General features: G+C 38.6%; 18 protein-coding genes and 2 pseudogenes. 9 read left to right on the top strand and 11 right to left on the bottom strand.

Translation table 11 applies throughout. The features are described 5' to 3' along the window. Positions 1-45 precede the first annotated feature (45 nt). The 3 genes from V7138_RS02045 (at position 46) to V7138_RS02035 (ending at position 3,748) form a co-directional block, all read left to right on the top strand. Entirely contained in the window at positions 46-1,068 is a 1,023-nt protein-coding gene (locus tag V7138_RS02045) for a TRAP transporter substrate-binding protein (RefSeq protein ID WP_335393784.1), read from the top strand. Positions 1,069-1,182: 114 nt separating this feature from the next. Continuing rightward, positions 1,183-3,033, top strand: coding sequence for a sensor histidine kinase (locus V7138_RS02040; RefSeq protein ID WP_335393782.1), 1,851 nt, complete (start codon positions 1,183-1,185; stop codon positions 3,031-3,033). Next, a complete protein-coding gene (locus V7138_RS02035) occupies positions 3,008-3,748 on the top strand; it encodes a response regulator transcription factor (RefSeq protein WP_335393781.1) in 741 nt (246 codons plus the stop codon). The genes V7138_RS02040 and V7138_RS02035 overlap by 26 nt, the downstream gene beginning before the upstream one ends. 30 nt (positions 3,749-3,778) lie before the next feature. Here V7138_RS02035 and V7138_RS02030 read toward each other — a convergent pair whose 3' ends face one another. After that, entirely contained in the window at positions 3,779-4,765 is a 987-nt protein-coding gene (locus V7138_RS02030) for a LacI family DNA-binding transcriptional regulator (RefSeq protein WP_335393779.1), read from the bottom strand. 333 nt (positions 4,766-5,098) lie between these two features. On the opposite strand from V7138_RS02030, the gene uxaC reads away from it, so the two are divergent. Both uxaC and larC read left to right on the top strand, forming a co-directional pair. Beyond that, positions 5,099-6,499, top strand: coding sequence for a glucuronate isomerase (gene uxaC, locus V7138_RS02025; RefSeq protein ID WP_335393778.1), 1,401 nt, complete (start codon positions 5,099-5,101; stop codon positions 6,497-6,499). A 211-nt stretch (positions 6,500-6,710) separates the two neighbouring features. Beyond that, a complete protein-coding gene (gene larC, locus V7138_RS02020) occupies positions 6,711-7,184 on the top strand; it encodes a nickel insertion protein (protein ID WP_335393776.1) in 474 nt (157 codons plus the stop codon). A 166-nt stretch (positions 7,185-7,350) separates the two neighbouring features. On the opposite strand, the gene V7138_RS02015 is transcribed toward larC, so the two are convergent. The 6 genes and pseudogenes from V7138_RS02015 to V7138_RS01990 all read right to left on the bottom strand — a co-directional run bounded on the left by V7138_RS02015 (position 7,351) and on the right by V7138_RS01990 (position 11,400). After that, a complete protein-coding gene (locus tag V7138_RS02015) occupies positions 7,351-7,833 on the bottom strand; it encodes a peptidoglycan-binding domain-containing protein (RefSeq protein WP_335394027.1) in 483 nt (160 codons plus the stop codon). A 54-nt stretch (positions 7,834-7,887) separates the two neighbouring features. Next, a pseudogene (locus V7138_RS02010) lies at positions 7,888-8,400 on the bottom strand (peptidoglycan recognition protein family protein); the annotation flags it as partial. 715 nt (positions 8,401-9,115) lie between these two features. Next, positions 9,116-9,304, bottom strand: a complete 189-nt coding sequence (locus V7138_RS02005) for a YfhD family protein (protein ID WP_309535690.1) — start codon at positions 9,302-9,304, stop codon at positions 9,116-9,118. Between the two features lie 105 nt (positions 9,305-9,409). Beyond that, a complete protein-coding gene (locus V7138_RS02000) occupies positions 9,410-9,526 on the bottom strand; it encodes a YfhE family protein (protein ID WP_335393774.1) in 117 nt (38 codons plus the stop codon). 92 nt (positions 9,527-9,618) lie between these two features. Further along, entirely contained in the window at positions 9,619-10,176 is a 558-nt protein-coding gene (locus tag V7138_RS01995) for a GNAT family N-acetyltransferase (RefSeq protein WP_335393772.1), read from the bottom strand. Between the two features lie 306 nt (positions 10,177-10,482). After that, positions 10,483-11,400, bottom strand: a complete 918-nt coding sequence (locus V7138_RS01990; protein ID WP_335393769.1) for a TIGR01777 family oxidoreductase — start codon at positions 11,398-11,400, stop codon at positions 10,483-10,485. A 99-nt stretch (positions 11,401-11,499) separates the two neighbouring features. Here V7138_RS01990 and recX point away from each other — a divergent pair, with 99 nt between their 5' ends. Beyond that, positions 11,500-12,321, top strand: coding sequence for a recombination regulator RecX (gene recX / locus V7138_RS01985; RefSeq protein ID WP_335393768.1), 822 nt, complete (start codon positions 11,500-11,502; stop codon positions 12,319-12,321). 2 nt (positions 12,322-12,323) lie between these two features. Beyond that, the gene (locus tag V7138_RS01980) at positions 12,324-12,641 is read left to right on the top strand and encodes a YfhH family protein (protein ID WP_335393766.1); all 318 of its coding nucleotides are present in this window, start codon (positions 12,324-12,326) and stop codon (positions 12,639-12,641) included. A gap of 34 nt (positions 12,642-12,675) precedes the next feature. On the opposite strand, the gene V7138_RS01975 is transcribed toward V7138_RS01980, so the two are convergent. The 3 genes from V7138_RS01975 to V7138_RS01965 form a co-directional block, all read right to left on the bottom strand. Continuing rightward, positions 12,676-12,828 (bottom strand): YpzG family protein, encoded by a 153-nt coding sequence (locus V7138_RS01975; protein WP_116354056.1) that lies wholly within the window; start codon positions 12,826-12,828, stop codon positions 12,676-12,678. An 87-nt stretch (positions 12,829-12,915) separates the two neighbouring features. Next, on the bottom strand, positions 12,916-13,074 hold the full coding sequence (locus tag V7138_RS01970) for a small, acid-soluble spore protein K (RefSeq protein ID WP_010677476.1): 159 nt from the start codon (positions 13,072-13,074) through the stop codon (positions 12,916-12,918). Between the two features lie 163 nt (positions 13,075-13,237). Then, a complete protein-coding gene (locus tag V7138_RS01965) occupies positions 13,238-14,221 on the bottom strand; it encodes a metal-dependent hydrolase (RefSeq protein ID WP_335393762.1) in 984 nt (327 codons plus the stop codon). A gap of 245 nt (positions 14,222-14,466) precedes the next feature. Here V7138_RS01965 and mutY point away from each other — a divergent pair, with 245 nt between their 5' ends. Then, the gene (mutY, locus tag V7138_RS01960; protein ID WP_335393761.1) at positions 14,467-15,546 is read left to right on the top strand and encodes an A/G-specific adenine glycosylase; all 1,080 of its coding nucleotides are present in this window, start codon (positions 14,467-14,469) and stop codon (positions 15,544-15,546) included. Between the two features lie 14 nt (positions 15,547-15,560). Here mutY and V7138_RS01955 read toward each other — a convergent pair whose 3' ends face one another. After that, positions 15,561-15,788: a cytosolic protein gene (locus V7138_RS01955; RefSeq protein WP_335393760.1), complete on the bottom strand. Its 228-nt coding sequence runs from the start codon at positions 15,786-15,788 to the stop codon at positions 15,561-15,563. Between the two features lie 370 nt (positions 15,789-16,158). Here V7138_RS01955 and V7138_RS01950 point away from each other — a divergent pair. Next, positions 16,159-16,261: pseudogene (locus V7138_RS01950) on the top strand (gamma-type small acid-soluble spore protein); the annotation flags it as partial.

Below are 16,261 nucleotides of genomic sequence, written 5' to 3'. Positions count from 1 at the left end.
TAATTATAAAAAAAAATCAAAACATACTTTTAGGGGGAAGACAGTATGAAAAGCAAAAAGTTTTTCGGTCTTATCGCAACTACGCTATTAGCTACATCTGTTCTTGCAGCATGTGGCGGACAAGATAAAGCTGGATCATCTGATGATGGTTCTAAAAAAGAAGAAGCTAAACTTACATTACGTTTAGCAGATAACCACCCAGTCGACTATCCAACAGTCATTGGGGACCAAAAATTTGCTGATTTAGTAAGTGAAAGAACAGACGGTCGAATTACAATTGAAGTATTTCCATCCGGACAGCTTGGAGATGAAAAATCAGTACTTGAGCAAGTTCAACTAGGTGCAATCGACTTTGCTAGAACAAATGCAAGTCCATTAGCAGAATTTAATGATGATTTATCTGTATTCTCTGTTCCTTACTTATTCGATAGCGATGAGCATTTATGGAACTTCTTAAATGGTGAAACTGGAACATCATTATTAGAAGGTCTGCAAGAAGCAAAGATGCAAGGTCTTGCTTACTATGATTCAGGTTCTCGTAACTTCTACTCAACGGAGCCATTGAAAAGCATTGACGACTTAGATGGATTGAAAATCCGTGTTCAACAAAGTGAAATGAACATTAAATTAATGGAAGCTTTAGGAGCAAGTGCAACACCAATGCCATATGGAGAAGTATTCTCTGCTCTACAAACTGGAATCATTGATGGAGCTGAAAACAATTTACCAAGCTTTGACTCATCCAACCATTTCCAAGAAGCAAAACACATTATTATGGATGGCCATACTCGTATTCCAGAAGTATTGTTAATGAGTAAGACTGCTTGGGACAAGCTTTCTGAAAAGGATCAAGAAATCATCAAACAAGCGGCTATTGACTCAGTTGAAACACAAAGACAAGCATGGGCTGACTATGAAAAGAAATCTTTACAAAAAATCACAGATGCTGGTGTAACAATCACAGAAGTTGATGATGTAACTCCTTGGAAAGAAGCTGTATCATCAATCATCGAGGAATTTGAAAAAACGTACCCAGAAATTGCTAAAGCAGTAGAAGCAGCAAAATAATTGATTAAACAATAAAAGACGGCCTGCCTAGTAATATACTCTATTTACTAGGTGGGTGTTTTTTATTATGATGAAAGATAAGAGGCATCTGGACTTTCAGAAAGGACAATAAGAATGCTAGGAAAAAAAATCACAGGATTTATTGAGCGTTATATCTTATTAAAAAATAAATCAATCATGACAAAGCTATTTGTCTTTTCTAGTATTCTGGTGGTTGTTCCAGTTCTAGCTGTCGGGTTAATCTCCTATAGAACCTCTTCCGTTCACTTGGAAGAGGAGTTCAAGCAATCTAGCAGACAAATTATGGAGCAGGTAGAGTCGCATATCGAATATTATGAACAGGATTTTGAAATAACGAGTTTGAAAATTATTAACTCGCCAGACTTTAACGCCATACTGAGAACGAATCAAACCATTTACAATCAAGAAGTTACAGATTCAGCTAGAAGCGTTTTGAAAAATGCAGCGTATTCAAGACCTGACATCTCAAACATAACGGCCATACTGGATAATGGGCTTATCATTGACACATTAGGGCAGCGTAATTATTACCCAGCGTCAAAAATAGAAGAAGAATATTGGTATTCTTCCCTACCTAAAAATGGGATGGTCATGTTAGTCAGTAGGACGTTAAAAATAAAGGATAAAGAGGAACCTGTTATATCCCTTGTAAGACGTCTGTTTAATCCAAATACGTTTAAGCCTGCAGGCACTCTTGTAATCGATATCAATTTCCGGAGAATTCGAGAAATTTCAAGTATGGTCACATTGAGTGAAAATGGGTATTTTTTCATTCTCGATAATAAAGGGCATTATGTGTATCATCCAGATTCAAGAAAACACGGTACAAAGGTTGAATACAAGCAGCTATTAAAATTGGGTGAGGAAGAAAGCGGTTCCTTCATTATGGAGAATGGACAAAAGGAATTCGTTTCCTACTCCCGATCATCAAATCTAGGATGGCGATTTTTCACAGCCGTTCCATACCAGGATTTAAGGGGCCCTATCGAACAAATTCGAACCGTAATTACATGGACAATCGTTATTTCGCTTATTTTTGCTTATTTTTGGGGTACCGTTTTTACAGTTAGAATTGTCCGGCCGATCAGAAGACTGCGGCGTTACATGAAAGAGGTTGAAGTAGGAAACTTAAGCGGCAGAGTAAAAGTAGAATCAAGTGATGAAATTGGCCAATTAACCCATGGGTTTAATAATACAGTAGAAAGACTATCTAACCTGTTAGAGGAAGTTTATATCTCAAAGCTAAAGGAAACAGAGCTGTCCCTCTATAAAAAGGAGACCGAATTAAAGGTACTTCAGTCACAGATTAACCCGCATTTTTTGCATAATTCTCTTGAAACGATTCGTGGTATGGCCCTTGAAGAGGGGAAAACGGAGATTGCAAATATATCGTACTCACTAGGAAAACTTTTACGATATAATCTTAGAAATAATTCTCCGATAGTAAGTTTTGGAGAAGAATTAAAAGTAGCAGAGCTCTATTTACAGATTCAAAAGTATCGTTTTGAGGAACGATTTACGTATTCATTAGATATTCCTGATTGGGTCAAGCATCAGAGAGTGTTGAAATTCTCTCTCCAACCAATCTTGGAAAATTGCTTTGTTCACGCTTTTGGTACGAATAGTGAAATGATTCATATCTCTATTAAAGTCGAATTAACCACAGATGCAAACTATCTCATTCGAATCATCGATAATGGAAAAGGGATGGACGCAAAAGTGTTGGAAGAATTTAACCGAAAATTATCACAAAGTACAATCACCCTAGATGGTCAACATATAGGGATTATGAATGTCCATCAACGAATTCGATATTTATTTGGTGAACAGTATGGTGTGTCAATCGGAAGTCAAAAAGGGATTGGTACAGAAGTAAGTATCACATTACCTCTCATTGAGAATAAGGATGTGGAGTCAAATGAAAACGATTTTACTCGTGGATGATGAGAGATGGGTACGTAAGGCACTAATATGGACAATTAATCAATTGAATCTACCGCTACATGTCGTTCATGAATGTAGCAATGGACTTGAAGCACTAGATTGGGTAAAAGAGAATGAGGTGGATTTAATCCTCACGGATATTCGAATGCCCATTATGGATGGCATCCAATTTGTGAAAGAACTAGAAAGCCTTAATAAATCAATGGATGTTGTCGTGATAAGCGTTCACGACGAATTTCAATTTGTTCAACAAGCGATTCGGAGCGGTGTATTTGATTATCTATTAAAACCAATCGATGAAGAGGAATTAAGAGCTTGCTTGGAAAAATGGTTGAACAAAAGCTCCACTACTAAAAATAAAGAAAACGAAGTGACAGGTGAAAACCTTCCAGCATCTTCAATTGAAAAGGTACTAGATTATATTTCGAAAACTCCCTTAAATCAATTGAATTTAAAGGATGCGGCAAATCATGTTCACATGAATCCAAGCTATTTAAGTCAATTGTTCAAACAACAATTGAATAAAAAATTTGTAGATTACGTAACCGAAATTAAAATACAAGAGAGTAAAAAGCTTTTGGCAAATACAACCTTAAGAATGTCCGAAATTGCAGACAGACTTGGATACGCAGATGTGGCGTACTTTAGCAATAATTTCAAGAAAATAACGGGACTTTCTCCCTCAGATTACCGAAAGTCAACCGTAGAGCAATAAAAAGGAGGCTAGATAGAAGGAATCTAGCCTCTACATGTGTCTGCTGCAAGCACATGAAATTCGTTCATTGATTGTTGGGGTTAAGTGTGTAATGGAAGGGGCCGATTCCTTTGTTTTGATTCGGGTTAAAAGGGTATTCACCATATGGCTCGCAATTTCTTCAACAGGCACACCCACACTCGTTAATGGTATCTCTAAATTCGCCATTTGCGGGATATTATCGTAACTTATGACAGATATATCTTTTGGAATAATGAAGTTTGCCTCTCGTAATGCACGAACAATCCCGGCGCTTATATCATAACTTGAGCCTACGACTGCTGTAGGAGCAGAAGTATTCGATAGCAATCGTTTTGTTGCAACATAACCGTCATACCAACCGAGTCCAGCTGTATTGATAAAATTTTGATTGGTGATCGGAAGGTTAAACCGATTCATCGCTTTTTTTATACCTAGAAACTTTTCGGATTGTCGATCATCTATTGGGGAAAAATCACCTACATAGGCAATATCCCTGTGTCCAAGATGATATAAATACTCGATGGCCATTTCCATTGCTGCCTGATAATTCACATCGATGATAGAATGGGTATGATTTCGGCCCACTCCATACGTAACAAGGGGGACGGTGACCGAATCAAGAATGTCATGATTCTGCTCATCAAAAACAATCACACCATCCACCTGGAACCGCCTAAACATTTCTAGCGATTCTTCAATGGTACTGATGGATAAGAGCATTGAATAGGAGTTAGCCCTGATTTCTTCATTGATTTTAGTGACTAATGTAGAAGGGGCAATCCGTTCCAGGGTAGGCCAAATTAAACCAATGACTTTCGATTGCTTCGATACTAGCTGTTGGGCAGCAAGGTTTGGCTCATATCCAAGTTCCTTCGCTATGTTCATTATTTTCTTTTTCGTTTCAGGTTTTACTAACGGGCTATTGTTCAATGCTTTAGAGACAGTGGAATAACTTACACCTGCCACTTGAGCGATATCCTTAATCGTGATATTCATGATAAACCACCTATTTTTTATGATTAACAACGTTATTATTTTTTGAAAGTAAAACTATAAAAATAATACCATTAAATTTTCTTATTTTACAGGTAGTCGTTAAAAATATCCGGTAAAAGACTTGAAAACGGTCATTGTTTATTTTAAGATGAAGATGGAATAACAACGTTGTTATTTCTATTTAATCAAGAAATAACTGAAAGCGATTGCGTGCGCTTTCAATAAGATTTACATATGGTTTAGCCAAAATAATGGAATTATAGACTTTTCAGATACCATTATTTATTTCTACCATTTGGGTTACTATAAAAAATAAAAAGCAGGTGGAACAAGATGAAAAAATTTATGGATGAAACATTTTTATTATCAAATGACACTGCAATAGCGTTGTACAATAATTTCGCAAAGGACCTGCCAATTATTGACTATCACTGTCATTTAAGTCCTCAAGAAATTTATGAAAACAAAACGTTCAAAAATATTACGGAAGCTTGGCTATACGGCGACCACTACAAGTGGAGAGCAATGAGAGCAAATGGGGCTGAAGAAGATTACGTAACAGGCAATGCATCTGATTATGATAAATTTGTTGCTTGGGCGAAAACAGTTCCAATGACAATCGGAAACCCATTATTCAACTGGACTCACCTAGAACTTCAACGATACTTCGATGTTCATGAAATTTTAAACGAAAAGACAGCTCCTGCTATCTGGGAAAAAGTAAATAGTAAGCTTACAGGTGAAGGATTCGGAGCAAGAGACTTAATTAAAAAGTCAAATGTTGAAGTCGTTTGTACTACTGACGACCCTACTGATTCTTTAGAATATCATAAGCTAATCGCTGAAGATACAAGCTTCGATGTAAAGGTATTACCAAGCTTCCGTCCTGACAAAGGCCTAGAAATCAACCAAGATACGTATGTGGACTGGGTGAAGAAACTAAGTGAAGTTTCAGGAATTGAGATTTCAAGTTATGATGATTTCTTAAAAGCTTTAGAAAACCGAATCGAATTTTTCCACTCACTTGGTGGACGTGTATCTGACCATGCGCTTAACACAATGATGTATGAGCACTCTACTAAGGAAGAAGCTGCAGCTGCTTTTGAAAAAGGAATCAAAGGTGAAAAGGTTTCTGTAGAAGAAGAGACTAAATACAAATCCTATACATTAGTTTTCTTAGGAAAAGAATATGCAAAACGCGATTGGGCCATGCAATTACATATTCACGCATTACGTAACAACAATACAAGAATGTTTGGAAAACTAGGACCAGACACTGGTTATGACAGCATCAATGATGGGGAGTTAGCTCGTCCATTAAACCAATTCCTTGATGCACTTGATACGGAAGATTTACTACCAAAAACAATTCTGTATTCATTAAATCCAAACGACAACTATATTATTGGAACAACAATTGGTAACTTCCAAGGTGGAGGCAAACCAGGAAAAATGCAATTTGGAACAGCTTGGTGGTTCAATGATCAAAAAGAAGGTATGCTTGAGCAAATGAAAGCATTAGCTGCCCTTGGCTTATTCAGCCGATTCATTGGTATGCTAACAGACTCCAGAAGCTTCCTTTCTTACACAAGACATGAGTATTTCCGTCGCTTAGTTTGTAGCTTAATCGGAGAATGGGTAGAAGACGGTGAAGTTCCAAACGACATGGACTTACTAGGAGATGTCGTGAAAGGCATCTGCTACCAAAACGCAAAAGAGTACTTTGAATTTTAAAATAAAAGTTAGTAGATAGCTCGCCAGTTCGGCGGGCTATTTTAACTTTATTCAGCTGGGGTTAAACCTGTCTGAAATATAGGAACTCAGACTAAGAACGTCCCATCCTGTGGGCATAAAAAATCTGGGCAATCAAATACGCCTAGGCGTATTTGATTGCCCAATGATATACTAGCGGTAGTTAATTTTACGAACGAAAGGGAAGGGAATAATGGACAAAAAACTTCCACCAAATCATGAACATATTGACGATGACATGATGAAGCTTGAGGTCAATCTTGATAATATGTCTGGCGAATGGCTTGGCTATGTAATGGATTTATTATTTGATGCAGGGGCAAATGACGTCTACTATACCCCAATTTATATGAAAAAAAACCGACCGGCTGTCCTCCTGCAGCTTCTTTGCTCAAGAAGTAAATTAGAAAAAATGAAGGAAATCTTATTTGCAGAAACAACAACATTAGGTTTACGCTTTTATCCTCTGACCGTTCACCGCCTCGAGCGATCTTTTACAGAAGTGATGACGAAGTGGGGGAAAGTCACGATAAAAGAGGGAATTTTCGAAGGAAAATCTCTACAAAAGTCCCCTGAATATGAAGATTGCCGCCAAATTGCCGAAGAACACGGCGTTCCGCTGAAAAAAGTGTATGAAGAGGTATGGAAGGAGATTCATAAAAGGTGAATTAATCGAGTTTGTGGTCGTTATTTTAAACCTATGGCTGTTAACTCAACTCCTATGGTCGTTATTTTTATTTTATGGTCATTAGCTTGACGCGTATGGCTTTTAATCTAATTGCAGGGTCCAGCTATCGCAAGAACAAAACCCACTGAAGCCAGTGGGTTGCATATTACATATCATCCAATTCCATCTGAATATATTTTTTTGTGTTCGGACCATAGATTCCATCATCTGCAAGAGCCGCATACATGGACTGGAATCTGCGAACCGCATCCTCGGTTAAAGGACCATAACTACCGTCAATCATTTTCGGGTCAAAATGGATATGCTTTAAGGCACGTTGAATCATACGAACCTCTTCACCCTTGTCACCACGCCCCCAAACGCCATCAGGCAGTGGAAACTCTTCCTGGGTTGAATTCCCCTGTTTGATCACTTCTTCAAGCTTCCTCAAAGTTGCTTGACCAACAAGGCCATCTACCACTAGCCCATACCGTTTTTGGAATCGCATAACAGCCGTCTCGGTTTCAGGACCGAAGCTGCCATCCGCTCCGTAACGAGGCAATGGGAAACCAGCTTTAATCAAATCTTGTTGAATTTCCTTAACGAATGGTCCTTTATTACCTCTTCGAATCGGAAGTCGTGTTGACACTCCGGCAACAACAGGCTTTGGATTACTCGTCGGAATCCCTTTAAAATCGCGATTAAATGATTCTTGCACATCATTTATAAACTCTTCCCAAGAAATACCATGTGGACGCAACGCATTTTGTGGGTCTGATCTCCTTGATGGATCTAATGTGCTATGGGCAACGATATGTCGTTTCGGATCTAGATTAAACTTGTCACATAAATAAGCATGGTACCAGACATATCGATTATATGCCTCTTGGAAATTAATTTTCCCCCCATGACAAAACTCTACACCAATTGCTGCATCATTAGCATCATCTCCAAACATAGCATTGTCTTTTGTTACATTGTAACGAACATGCCATGCTTTTTCGATAAGAGGGATTATTTCTAAAATATATTTATCATCAATAAACGTATGGGCAGAAGCACTTGGCTGTGACCGGTCAAAATAATTTCGATTCCCATAGGCTGTTGAACCAGGATTTCCGGTATCATGACTTACGATGAAACGAACCTTTGAAATCTTTTGGCCTGAACGTGAATTTCCAAAACGAATATAATCTCTTGTAATTGGATACTCCATTTCATTCACCTCCATGAATAATGAGTATTACAATCCTTTTATTTTATGCCTTTAAAATATAGAACGTGCCAAAATATGCTTGTATTATGGAGGTGACAAGGGGGTAAGGTGAGGAAAAAAGCTAGCTGAGTCAAAAATTCAGTGGTAATTCTGACAGATAAAAGCAGAACAATGAGAATGTTGTTTAAATGTATTTCTCATTTTGACAGAAATGTGAGGGAAAACACCAGCAGAGTCAAAATGAAGCAATGATTCTGACAGATGAAAGGAGAATCAGGAGGGTGCTGTCCAAATGTACCTCTAATTTGGACAGATATATGAGGAAAAACACCGCTAGAGTCAAAATTAAGCAATGATTTTGGCAAAGGGTAGCAGAACCAAGAAAAGGCTGTCCAAATGTACCTCTAATTTGGACAGATATATGAGGAAAAACACCGCTAGAGTCAAAATGAAGCAATGATTTTGACAAACGAAAGCAGAACCAAGAGAAGGCTGTCCAAATGTACTTCTCATTTGGACAGAGGAAACGCAAATCCTGGGAGTAATGTCCAAATGCAACCCTGATTCTGAAAGAGATAACGGAAATCAGGATCCTAGAGTCAAAATGAAACATGTATTCGGACAATAAAACCGCTCAATCTCCTTAATATGTCTAATAGAAATACCTCATGATAAAAAAAACAAAGGGAATGCACTCCCTTTGGTTTGAGGCAATTTATTTCTTTTTCCGTTTCTTCGCTCTGGCATCTGCCGCATTTGAGCGTGCTAGTGCCTCTAAATCATCCTGGTCCGCAAGTTCGCGTGAGAACTCGACATCGCGACCATCTGATTTCATGTTTTTCGGAACCTGTGGTAAGCTCCCTTTGTTTTTATCTCGTGTTTTTTGTCCCCTTGAACGTCCCATGATCAACACCATCCCGAAAAATAATGGAGAGGCCACCAGAGGCAACCTTCTCACTTATAGGATGACCGGGAATAACAAGTTCATAAGTGGAACAATTTGACCTTATTACCTTTTTGTATAACCGCCTGCACGATCCGCCATTTTAAATTCCCTAGAATATGTAACCTCTTGCATGCTGCTTAGTGTGTTTTTAGACTTGTCACGCTTTTTTTCTTTTGCCATTATAGTTACCTCCCTTTCTAAGTAATGTAGTATTATTTTATCCAACCCAAAAAAATCCAAACAAAAAACCCGTTAAAAAACGGGTTTCTAATTTAAGCTTCTTTTAAATGTTCTTCTTCAGTAATATGTCCAACACGTAATGTGTGGAGTGTATATAAATCCTTCGAAACTTCAAATAGGTTGTAAAAATCACCATTTGCATTTAACTCGTCAAGTATCGACTTACGTGTTTCATTGGCGAGAGTTACATATGGGAGTTTTTGAACAGCCATCATTGAGCGCTGGTTAATTTTACGAACCCTCATAAAGATGGTTTCAATCCCCAGTTCGAAAAAGAGTTCAGCGAAGAATGCATCCTTAGCTGGTTGATTGTAGCCTTTCCCGTGAAATGGCTTGCCTAGCCAGGTTCCAAGGAAACCAGCATTGTCCTCGATATCGTATAAATTAATGGTACCGATTGGAGAGCCCCATTCGTCTAAAATGGTACGTGAAATTAGTTCACCTCGCTCTTCTGCCTCAATCGTTTGCTTTGTTAAAAATAAAAATTCTTCATAAGAATAAGCCTTTTGACGCACGAATGGGAAGACATCCGGGTGCACCATTAAGTCATAAAGAGCTTGACTATCCTGAAGTTCACGCTTTTTTAGCATCAGTTTCCCCTCCAAATGAGGACAGACCGGACCTGTGGTCAGAAATCCACCCTCGAAATTTTTTGTGTTATTAAAAAATTTCGGGGTGGGAATCGAACCCACTAGAACCAGTGAAACTGGTGGCGCACCATTTGCCTTCCCTAAAGTTAGCCACTTTGCTACGGCCAAATTTAAGTTTGTGTATATAATTTTTTTACTTTACTTAAGGTATCATACTTGAATCTTATGTAAAAATAAATAGTTTTTTTGTGAAATTTTTGTATCAAATTATTGGTAATTTCGACGTTTTTGCTGAACTTTGTGAGCTTATGTCGAATGACCTTTAAAAATGTTCTTTAACGCCTTTTCAACATTGTTAAACGTAAAAGTAAACCCTTGTTCAACTAGCTTTTTCGGAAGTACCTTTTGTCCTTCCAACACCAAAATACTCATTTCACCGAGTAAAAGCTGGAGGGCGAATCCCGGTACAGGTAGCCAATGGGGACGATTTAGCACTTTTCCAGCGGTTTTACCAAACTCCTTTATGTGCACAGGATTTGGTGCCACAAAATTAATAGGGCCACTCACTTCATCATGATGTAAAAGAAAATCAATTCCTTTCAATACGTCTTCAATATGAATCCAAGATAGCCACTGGCTCCCAGAGCCAATTGTACCTCCGATAAAAAACTTATATGGGAGAATCATGCGAGTTAATGCACCGCCTTCATCCCCCAGAACCACACCAAGCCGTAACAAACAAGTCCGTACACCTAGTTCGTCGGCTCGATTTGCTTCCTGCTCCCAAGCTGAAACCGTATGAGCTAGAAAGTCATTTCCAAGCACAGTTGTATCTTCGGTAAATGTGCTGCTCTCAGAGGTTCCATAAATTCCGACTGCACTCGCATTTAATAAGACTTTCGGCTTTTTCGATAGGGAAGAGATAATCCGCACGATTTCCTTTGTAGCGGTTACCCTGCTGTCCAAGATTCGTTTTTTACGAGCCTCTGACCATCTACCACTATTCAATGATTCTCCGGCAAGATTAATGAGTGCCTCAACGCCCTCAAGCTCGATTTCTGGAGCGCTCGTTGCCTTTAGCCATTCTACATAATGGAGATTGGGATGATGGCTTGTTTTATCCGCATTTCTTGTTAAAATAAACACCTCATGCTGTTGGATTAATAGGTACTCCGTCAGCTTTTTTCCGACAAAGCCTGTTCCACCTGCAATTGAAATCTTCATGTTTTACGTCCTTTCCATCTCTTTTCCTACATAATTCAATAAGTTTTCCATATATCCTTCAAAAATCTTATGCTACTATTAAGGAGAGGTGTAATTGAAATGGCAATAATAGCGAAAATCACAACTCAAAAGAAAAATACAGAACGATTTAACATATTTCTTGACTATGGGAATGGCAAAGGTGAGGAATATGCCTTTAGCGTTGACCAAGATATCCTCATTTCTTTTCAGCTAAAAAAAGGAATGGAACTGGACGACCTTGATATAACGGAAATCCAATTTGAAGATGAAGTAAAAAAAGCCTTTAATTTGGCATTGAATTATTTATCCTATCGAATGCGTTCGACGAAGGAAGTCATCGATTATCTTAAGAAAAAGGAAATCGATGAACCCATCATTCCAGATGTCATCCATAAGCTTGCGGAGTATAAATATATAAATGATGAGGAATTTGCAAAAGCCTATGTCAAAACGCAAATCAACACAACGACTAAGGGTCCTGAGGTAATCAAGCAGGAACTTTTTGAAAAAGGAATTGCACAGGATATTCTAATGCAAAGTCTTACACTATTTACGATGGACGAGCAAATTAAAAAAGCTATTAAGCTGATTACAAAAACAATGCCAAAAAATAATAAAGCTTCAGAGCGCCAAACAAAGCAAAAGCTAGAGCTAACGCTTCAACGAAAAGGCTTTCCATGGGATGTCATCCAAATCGCCATGGAAGAAGCATCACCTGAGAAGGATACGGATGAAGAGTGGGAAGCGCTTAAGCATAATGGTATGAAAGCTCATCGTAAATATGAAAAACTGGATGGATGGGAATATGAACAAAAAATGAAGCAAGCCCTTTTCCGAAAAGGCTTTGACTTGGATATGATTGAGCGATTGATTGAAGATATAAAGGATGGAGAGAACTAAAGATGCAAGAAAAACGATATAGTCAAATGACAGAATATGAATTAAGACAGGAAATTGCCAATTTAAAAGAACAAGCACGAAAGGCAGAACAACTTGGGATTGTGAATGAACTTGCCGTCCTTGAACGAAAAGCTTCGATGGCAAAAGCGTATATGCTTAATCCCGAGGATTTTAAAAAGGGTGAAACCTATGAAATTGATGGCGACCCTGGCAGTTATTTTAAAATTCACTATCTCAACGGAGTATTTGCCTGGGGGCATCGTGTCGGGCAAGAAGACAAAGAAGAGGCATTACCGATTTCATTACTGATTCGAGAATAAAACCAGAGAGGGGATCTCTCTGGTTTTATTAGTGCTAGGAGCGTTTTCTAGTTTCACGCTCTAAGATGATGAGGTTTTGGGTCAGTCTTGTTTCTCCATTCACCTGGGCCCAAGCATGTTTCGGATTAGCCCATGCTTGTTGGAAAGGATTGTTATATTCATTTCGTTTATATCCTTTTTTACCCATTACACGCACCTCCAAGTTGTACTCGAGTCGATTTTTAGGCCCACACGAGGTGGGTTTGTGTCGTTCTTAGTCTTTGTTCTTAAGAACTTAAAAATCGTGTCGTTCACTTGAAGCTTTCATTCGCTCCTGTGGATGTGTGTTAATGGAACCATCTGCTCTTGTTGAAGCGTATTCAGCCTTTGCTCTTGGCTCACCTTGAAACTTATTACGATTCTGATTCGGGAATCCTCGTTTCTTGTTCCGCATACGAATACCTCCTAAAAGGGCATTTGGACGTCGTGCATAAAGGGAGTTCTCTCCCTTTAAACACGTATTACTAGTATGGTGAACTTCTCTTGTTTACATGTAAAATGGATGACGTGAATTAATGGAAATCCCCATAACAAAGGTTGTTATGGGGAAAAATGGGTTAGCTTGGAATAAGCTCAAGTTTTTTCCGAAGCTTTTCCTCGCTGAAAATCCAGCCGGTATAGGATGTTATAATGTTTAAATCAAGGTCTAACTGAACGACCGCAACAAAAGGATAATGCCCTTTGCTTCGATAACGAAGATCAATAAAACGAACCTCGTAATGATCGTCATACTCATCGATTTCCCAGCGATAAATAGGTGAAAAGTGAAGGAATGCCGCCAAGTTCTTGTCTTTTCGTGCAGCATTTACCACTGGAGTATCAGGAATTGGGCGTTTTGCAAATTGATCGTGTATAATAATTTCATTGTTTTTGGCGCGTGCGACATAAAAATATTTTTCAGTCACGATTGCAATATGCCATTGATTAAAGCGATAGGTTGGCGAAATGATGATTTCTGTGATATCCTCATCGATTCTAGCACGAACCGCTGCTTCAACGTTATTCCGCATTCGAAACCGGATGATATAATATACAAAAAGAATGAAATAGATCGAAAAGAAAGTAATCCCAGGATGCAAGCCAAGTTTCCACACAACAATTCCTGCTAAATGAATCAAGAAAATAAAGGGGTCAAAAGTATTGATAACGCCTAGCGCCACCCATTTATGTGAAAAGGGTCGCAAAGCCTGGGTTCCATACGCATTGAAAATATCAACGAATACATGGAGAATTACCCCAATGAAGGTCCACATCCAAAGATGTAGAAGATTCGCTTCCGGGAAAAAGAATAAAAGGGCTCCTGTAATCAAGATTGGCCATAGCAATACGGCCGGAATGGAATGTGTAATCCCACGGTGATTTTTTATATATTGTGCATTGTTCCGCAATTTAAGAATGGTATCAAGGTCCGGTGCCTGTGAACCAATTAGCGTTCCAAAGAGAACAGCATGAGTAGTAGCGGGGTTGACTGTAACGACTGGGTCAAGAGTGGCAATACCACCTAAAGCAAGACCCATGACGACATGTGTTCCTGTATCCAAAAATGGAACCTCCTTTTTTGATACTTCTCTAAGATTAGAGTAACCAACAATCACTTTTTTAGATAAATTATTTTCACTTTATTCAGCTGAAGTTCACTACAGCTGAATAAAGTGAAAGCCTCCGGCGGATGCCACGATTTTTCAAATGAAACTTTTCGAGCAAGCTCGAAAAAAATCGGGCTCAAATACGCCAAGGCGTATTTTGATTAATAATAACACCTTGGGAGAGGGAATGGTATGAATAAATGAAAATGTTAGAAAATTTTTCGAAAAATGGGTTTCAAAAGGACCTTATTGAGTGGTTTGAAGAAGAACAAAGGGACCTTCCTTGGAGGCAGGATCAGGATCCGTATAAAGTATGGGTTTCTGAAATCATGCTTCAACAAACAAGAGTAGATACCGTTATTCCTTATTTTGAAAATTTCATTTCGAAATTTCCCACCATCGAGGATTTGGCTGAAGCAGAGGAAGAAAAAGTACTCAAAGCATGGGAAGGCTTGGGCTACTATTCACGAGTGAGAAACCTCCATGCCGCGGTAAAAGAAGTAGCGGCAGAGTATGACGGTAAAGTACCAAACACTGTCCAGGAAATATCGAGTCTAAAAGGCGTCGGACCCTATACAACTGGGGCCATTTTAAGTATTGCTTATGGAATACCAGAGCCTGCTGTTGACGGTAATGTGATGCGTGTACTTTCAAGAATTTTATCCGTTTGGGATGATATCGCTAAACCAAAAACTCGTCAATTGTTTGAAGACATTGTGAGAGAAATCATTTCGAAGGAAAATCCATCTGCTTTTAATCAATCGCTAATGGAGTTAGGGGCATTGATTTGTGTTCCCGGGAACCCCGCCTGCCTCTTATGTCCAGTTCGGGAGCATTGTCGTGCATTTGAAGAAGGGGTTCAAAAAGAACTCCCTGTAAAAAGCAAGAAAAAAGCCCCAACCGCTGTATCAATGGCAGCTGTAGTTTTAACAGATGAAGAAGGGCGATTTCTAATTCATAAACGTCCGGAAAAAGGATTATTAGCCAATCTATGGGAGTTTCCAAATCACGAAACAATTGCAGACCTTCAAGCACCAAAGGAACAGCTCAGTGATTTTTTAATAAATGAATATAAAGTCCATACAAAGATTGGACAAGCATTTACAACCATACAGCATGTATTTTCCCATTTGATTTGGAATATCACTGTTTTTGAAGGGAAAATCAAAGGGTGGGAGAATGAAACTGATCATTTAAAACTTGTCACGTTAGAGGAATTGGAGGAATATACATTCCCGGTTTCCCATCAAAAAATATTAAAAAGCTTTCTCAATCGCTGAGAAAGCTCCTTTTTTCATTCAGTGTCATACGACATCCTAATATCACTCGTGTAGTCATAGTTACGATGGAATCCGCCTCTGGCTTCGATTTCTTGAACAATTTCACGGTGAAGGGATTGCCCCTCCGCATTCAAGTATGGAACAATTTGTTGAAAGGAATGGTGGAAAAAAGCAAGCTCGCTTTCCTTCCATTCATTTTTTGGGATCATTGATAAATGAGTCATGTCTCGACCAGAATACATCTTCAATTACCCTCCTTTTTATCGGATGTCCAAAAAGTCCGGTGAAAATGACACGTCGAATTTCTGCGTTGATTTGCTTTTCCGTTCCTCACGTATTAACTACATACGCTCCGGTACTCAAAGCTTCACCGCCTTGAACTTTCGAAGCACAGGACGTGCTAGTGTCGACAATGCCACAGGATGTGGCGTTTTTGTCGACGTGGTCCTTTTCCTTCTCCTTTTTGAACCCGTATATTAATTCATTTGTTCAATTAATAAGATTATCCAATAGATGAAAAATTATCCTACTTATTTGAAAATTAATTTCATTATTTTTTAGGGATATTAATATTGCTTCTGGGACAAATTAATTGTCGTGGAGGTGATAATAATGGCTAAACAACCAAACAAATCTTCTGCTGGAACTAACATTCAGCAAGTAAGACAACAAAACGCTCAATCTCAAGGTGCTGGAGGTCAATTCGGTACTGAGT

It is taken from the genome of Bacillus sp. JJ1533, from assembly GCF_036965045.1.
Lineage (GTDB): Bacteria > Bacillota > Bacilli > Bacillales > Bacillaceae_L > Ferdinandcohnia.
The sequence above is the reverse complement of the archived record's forward strand: the minus strand, read 5'-3'. Positions and strand labels throughout refer to the sequence as shown.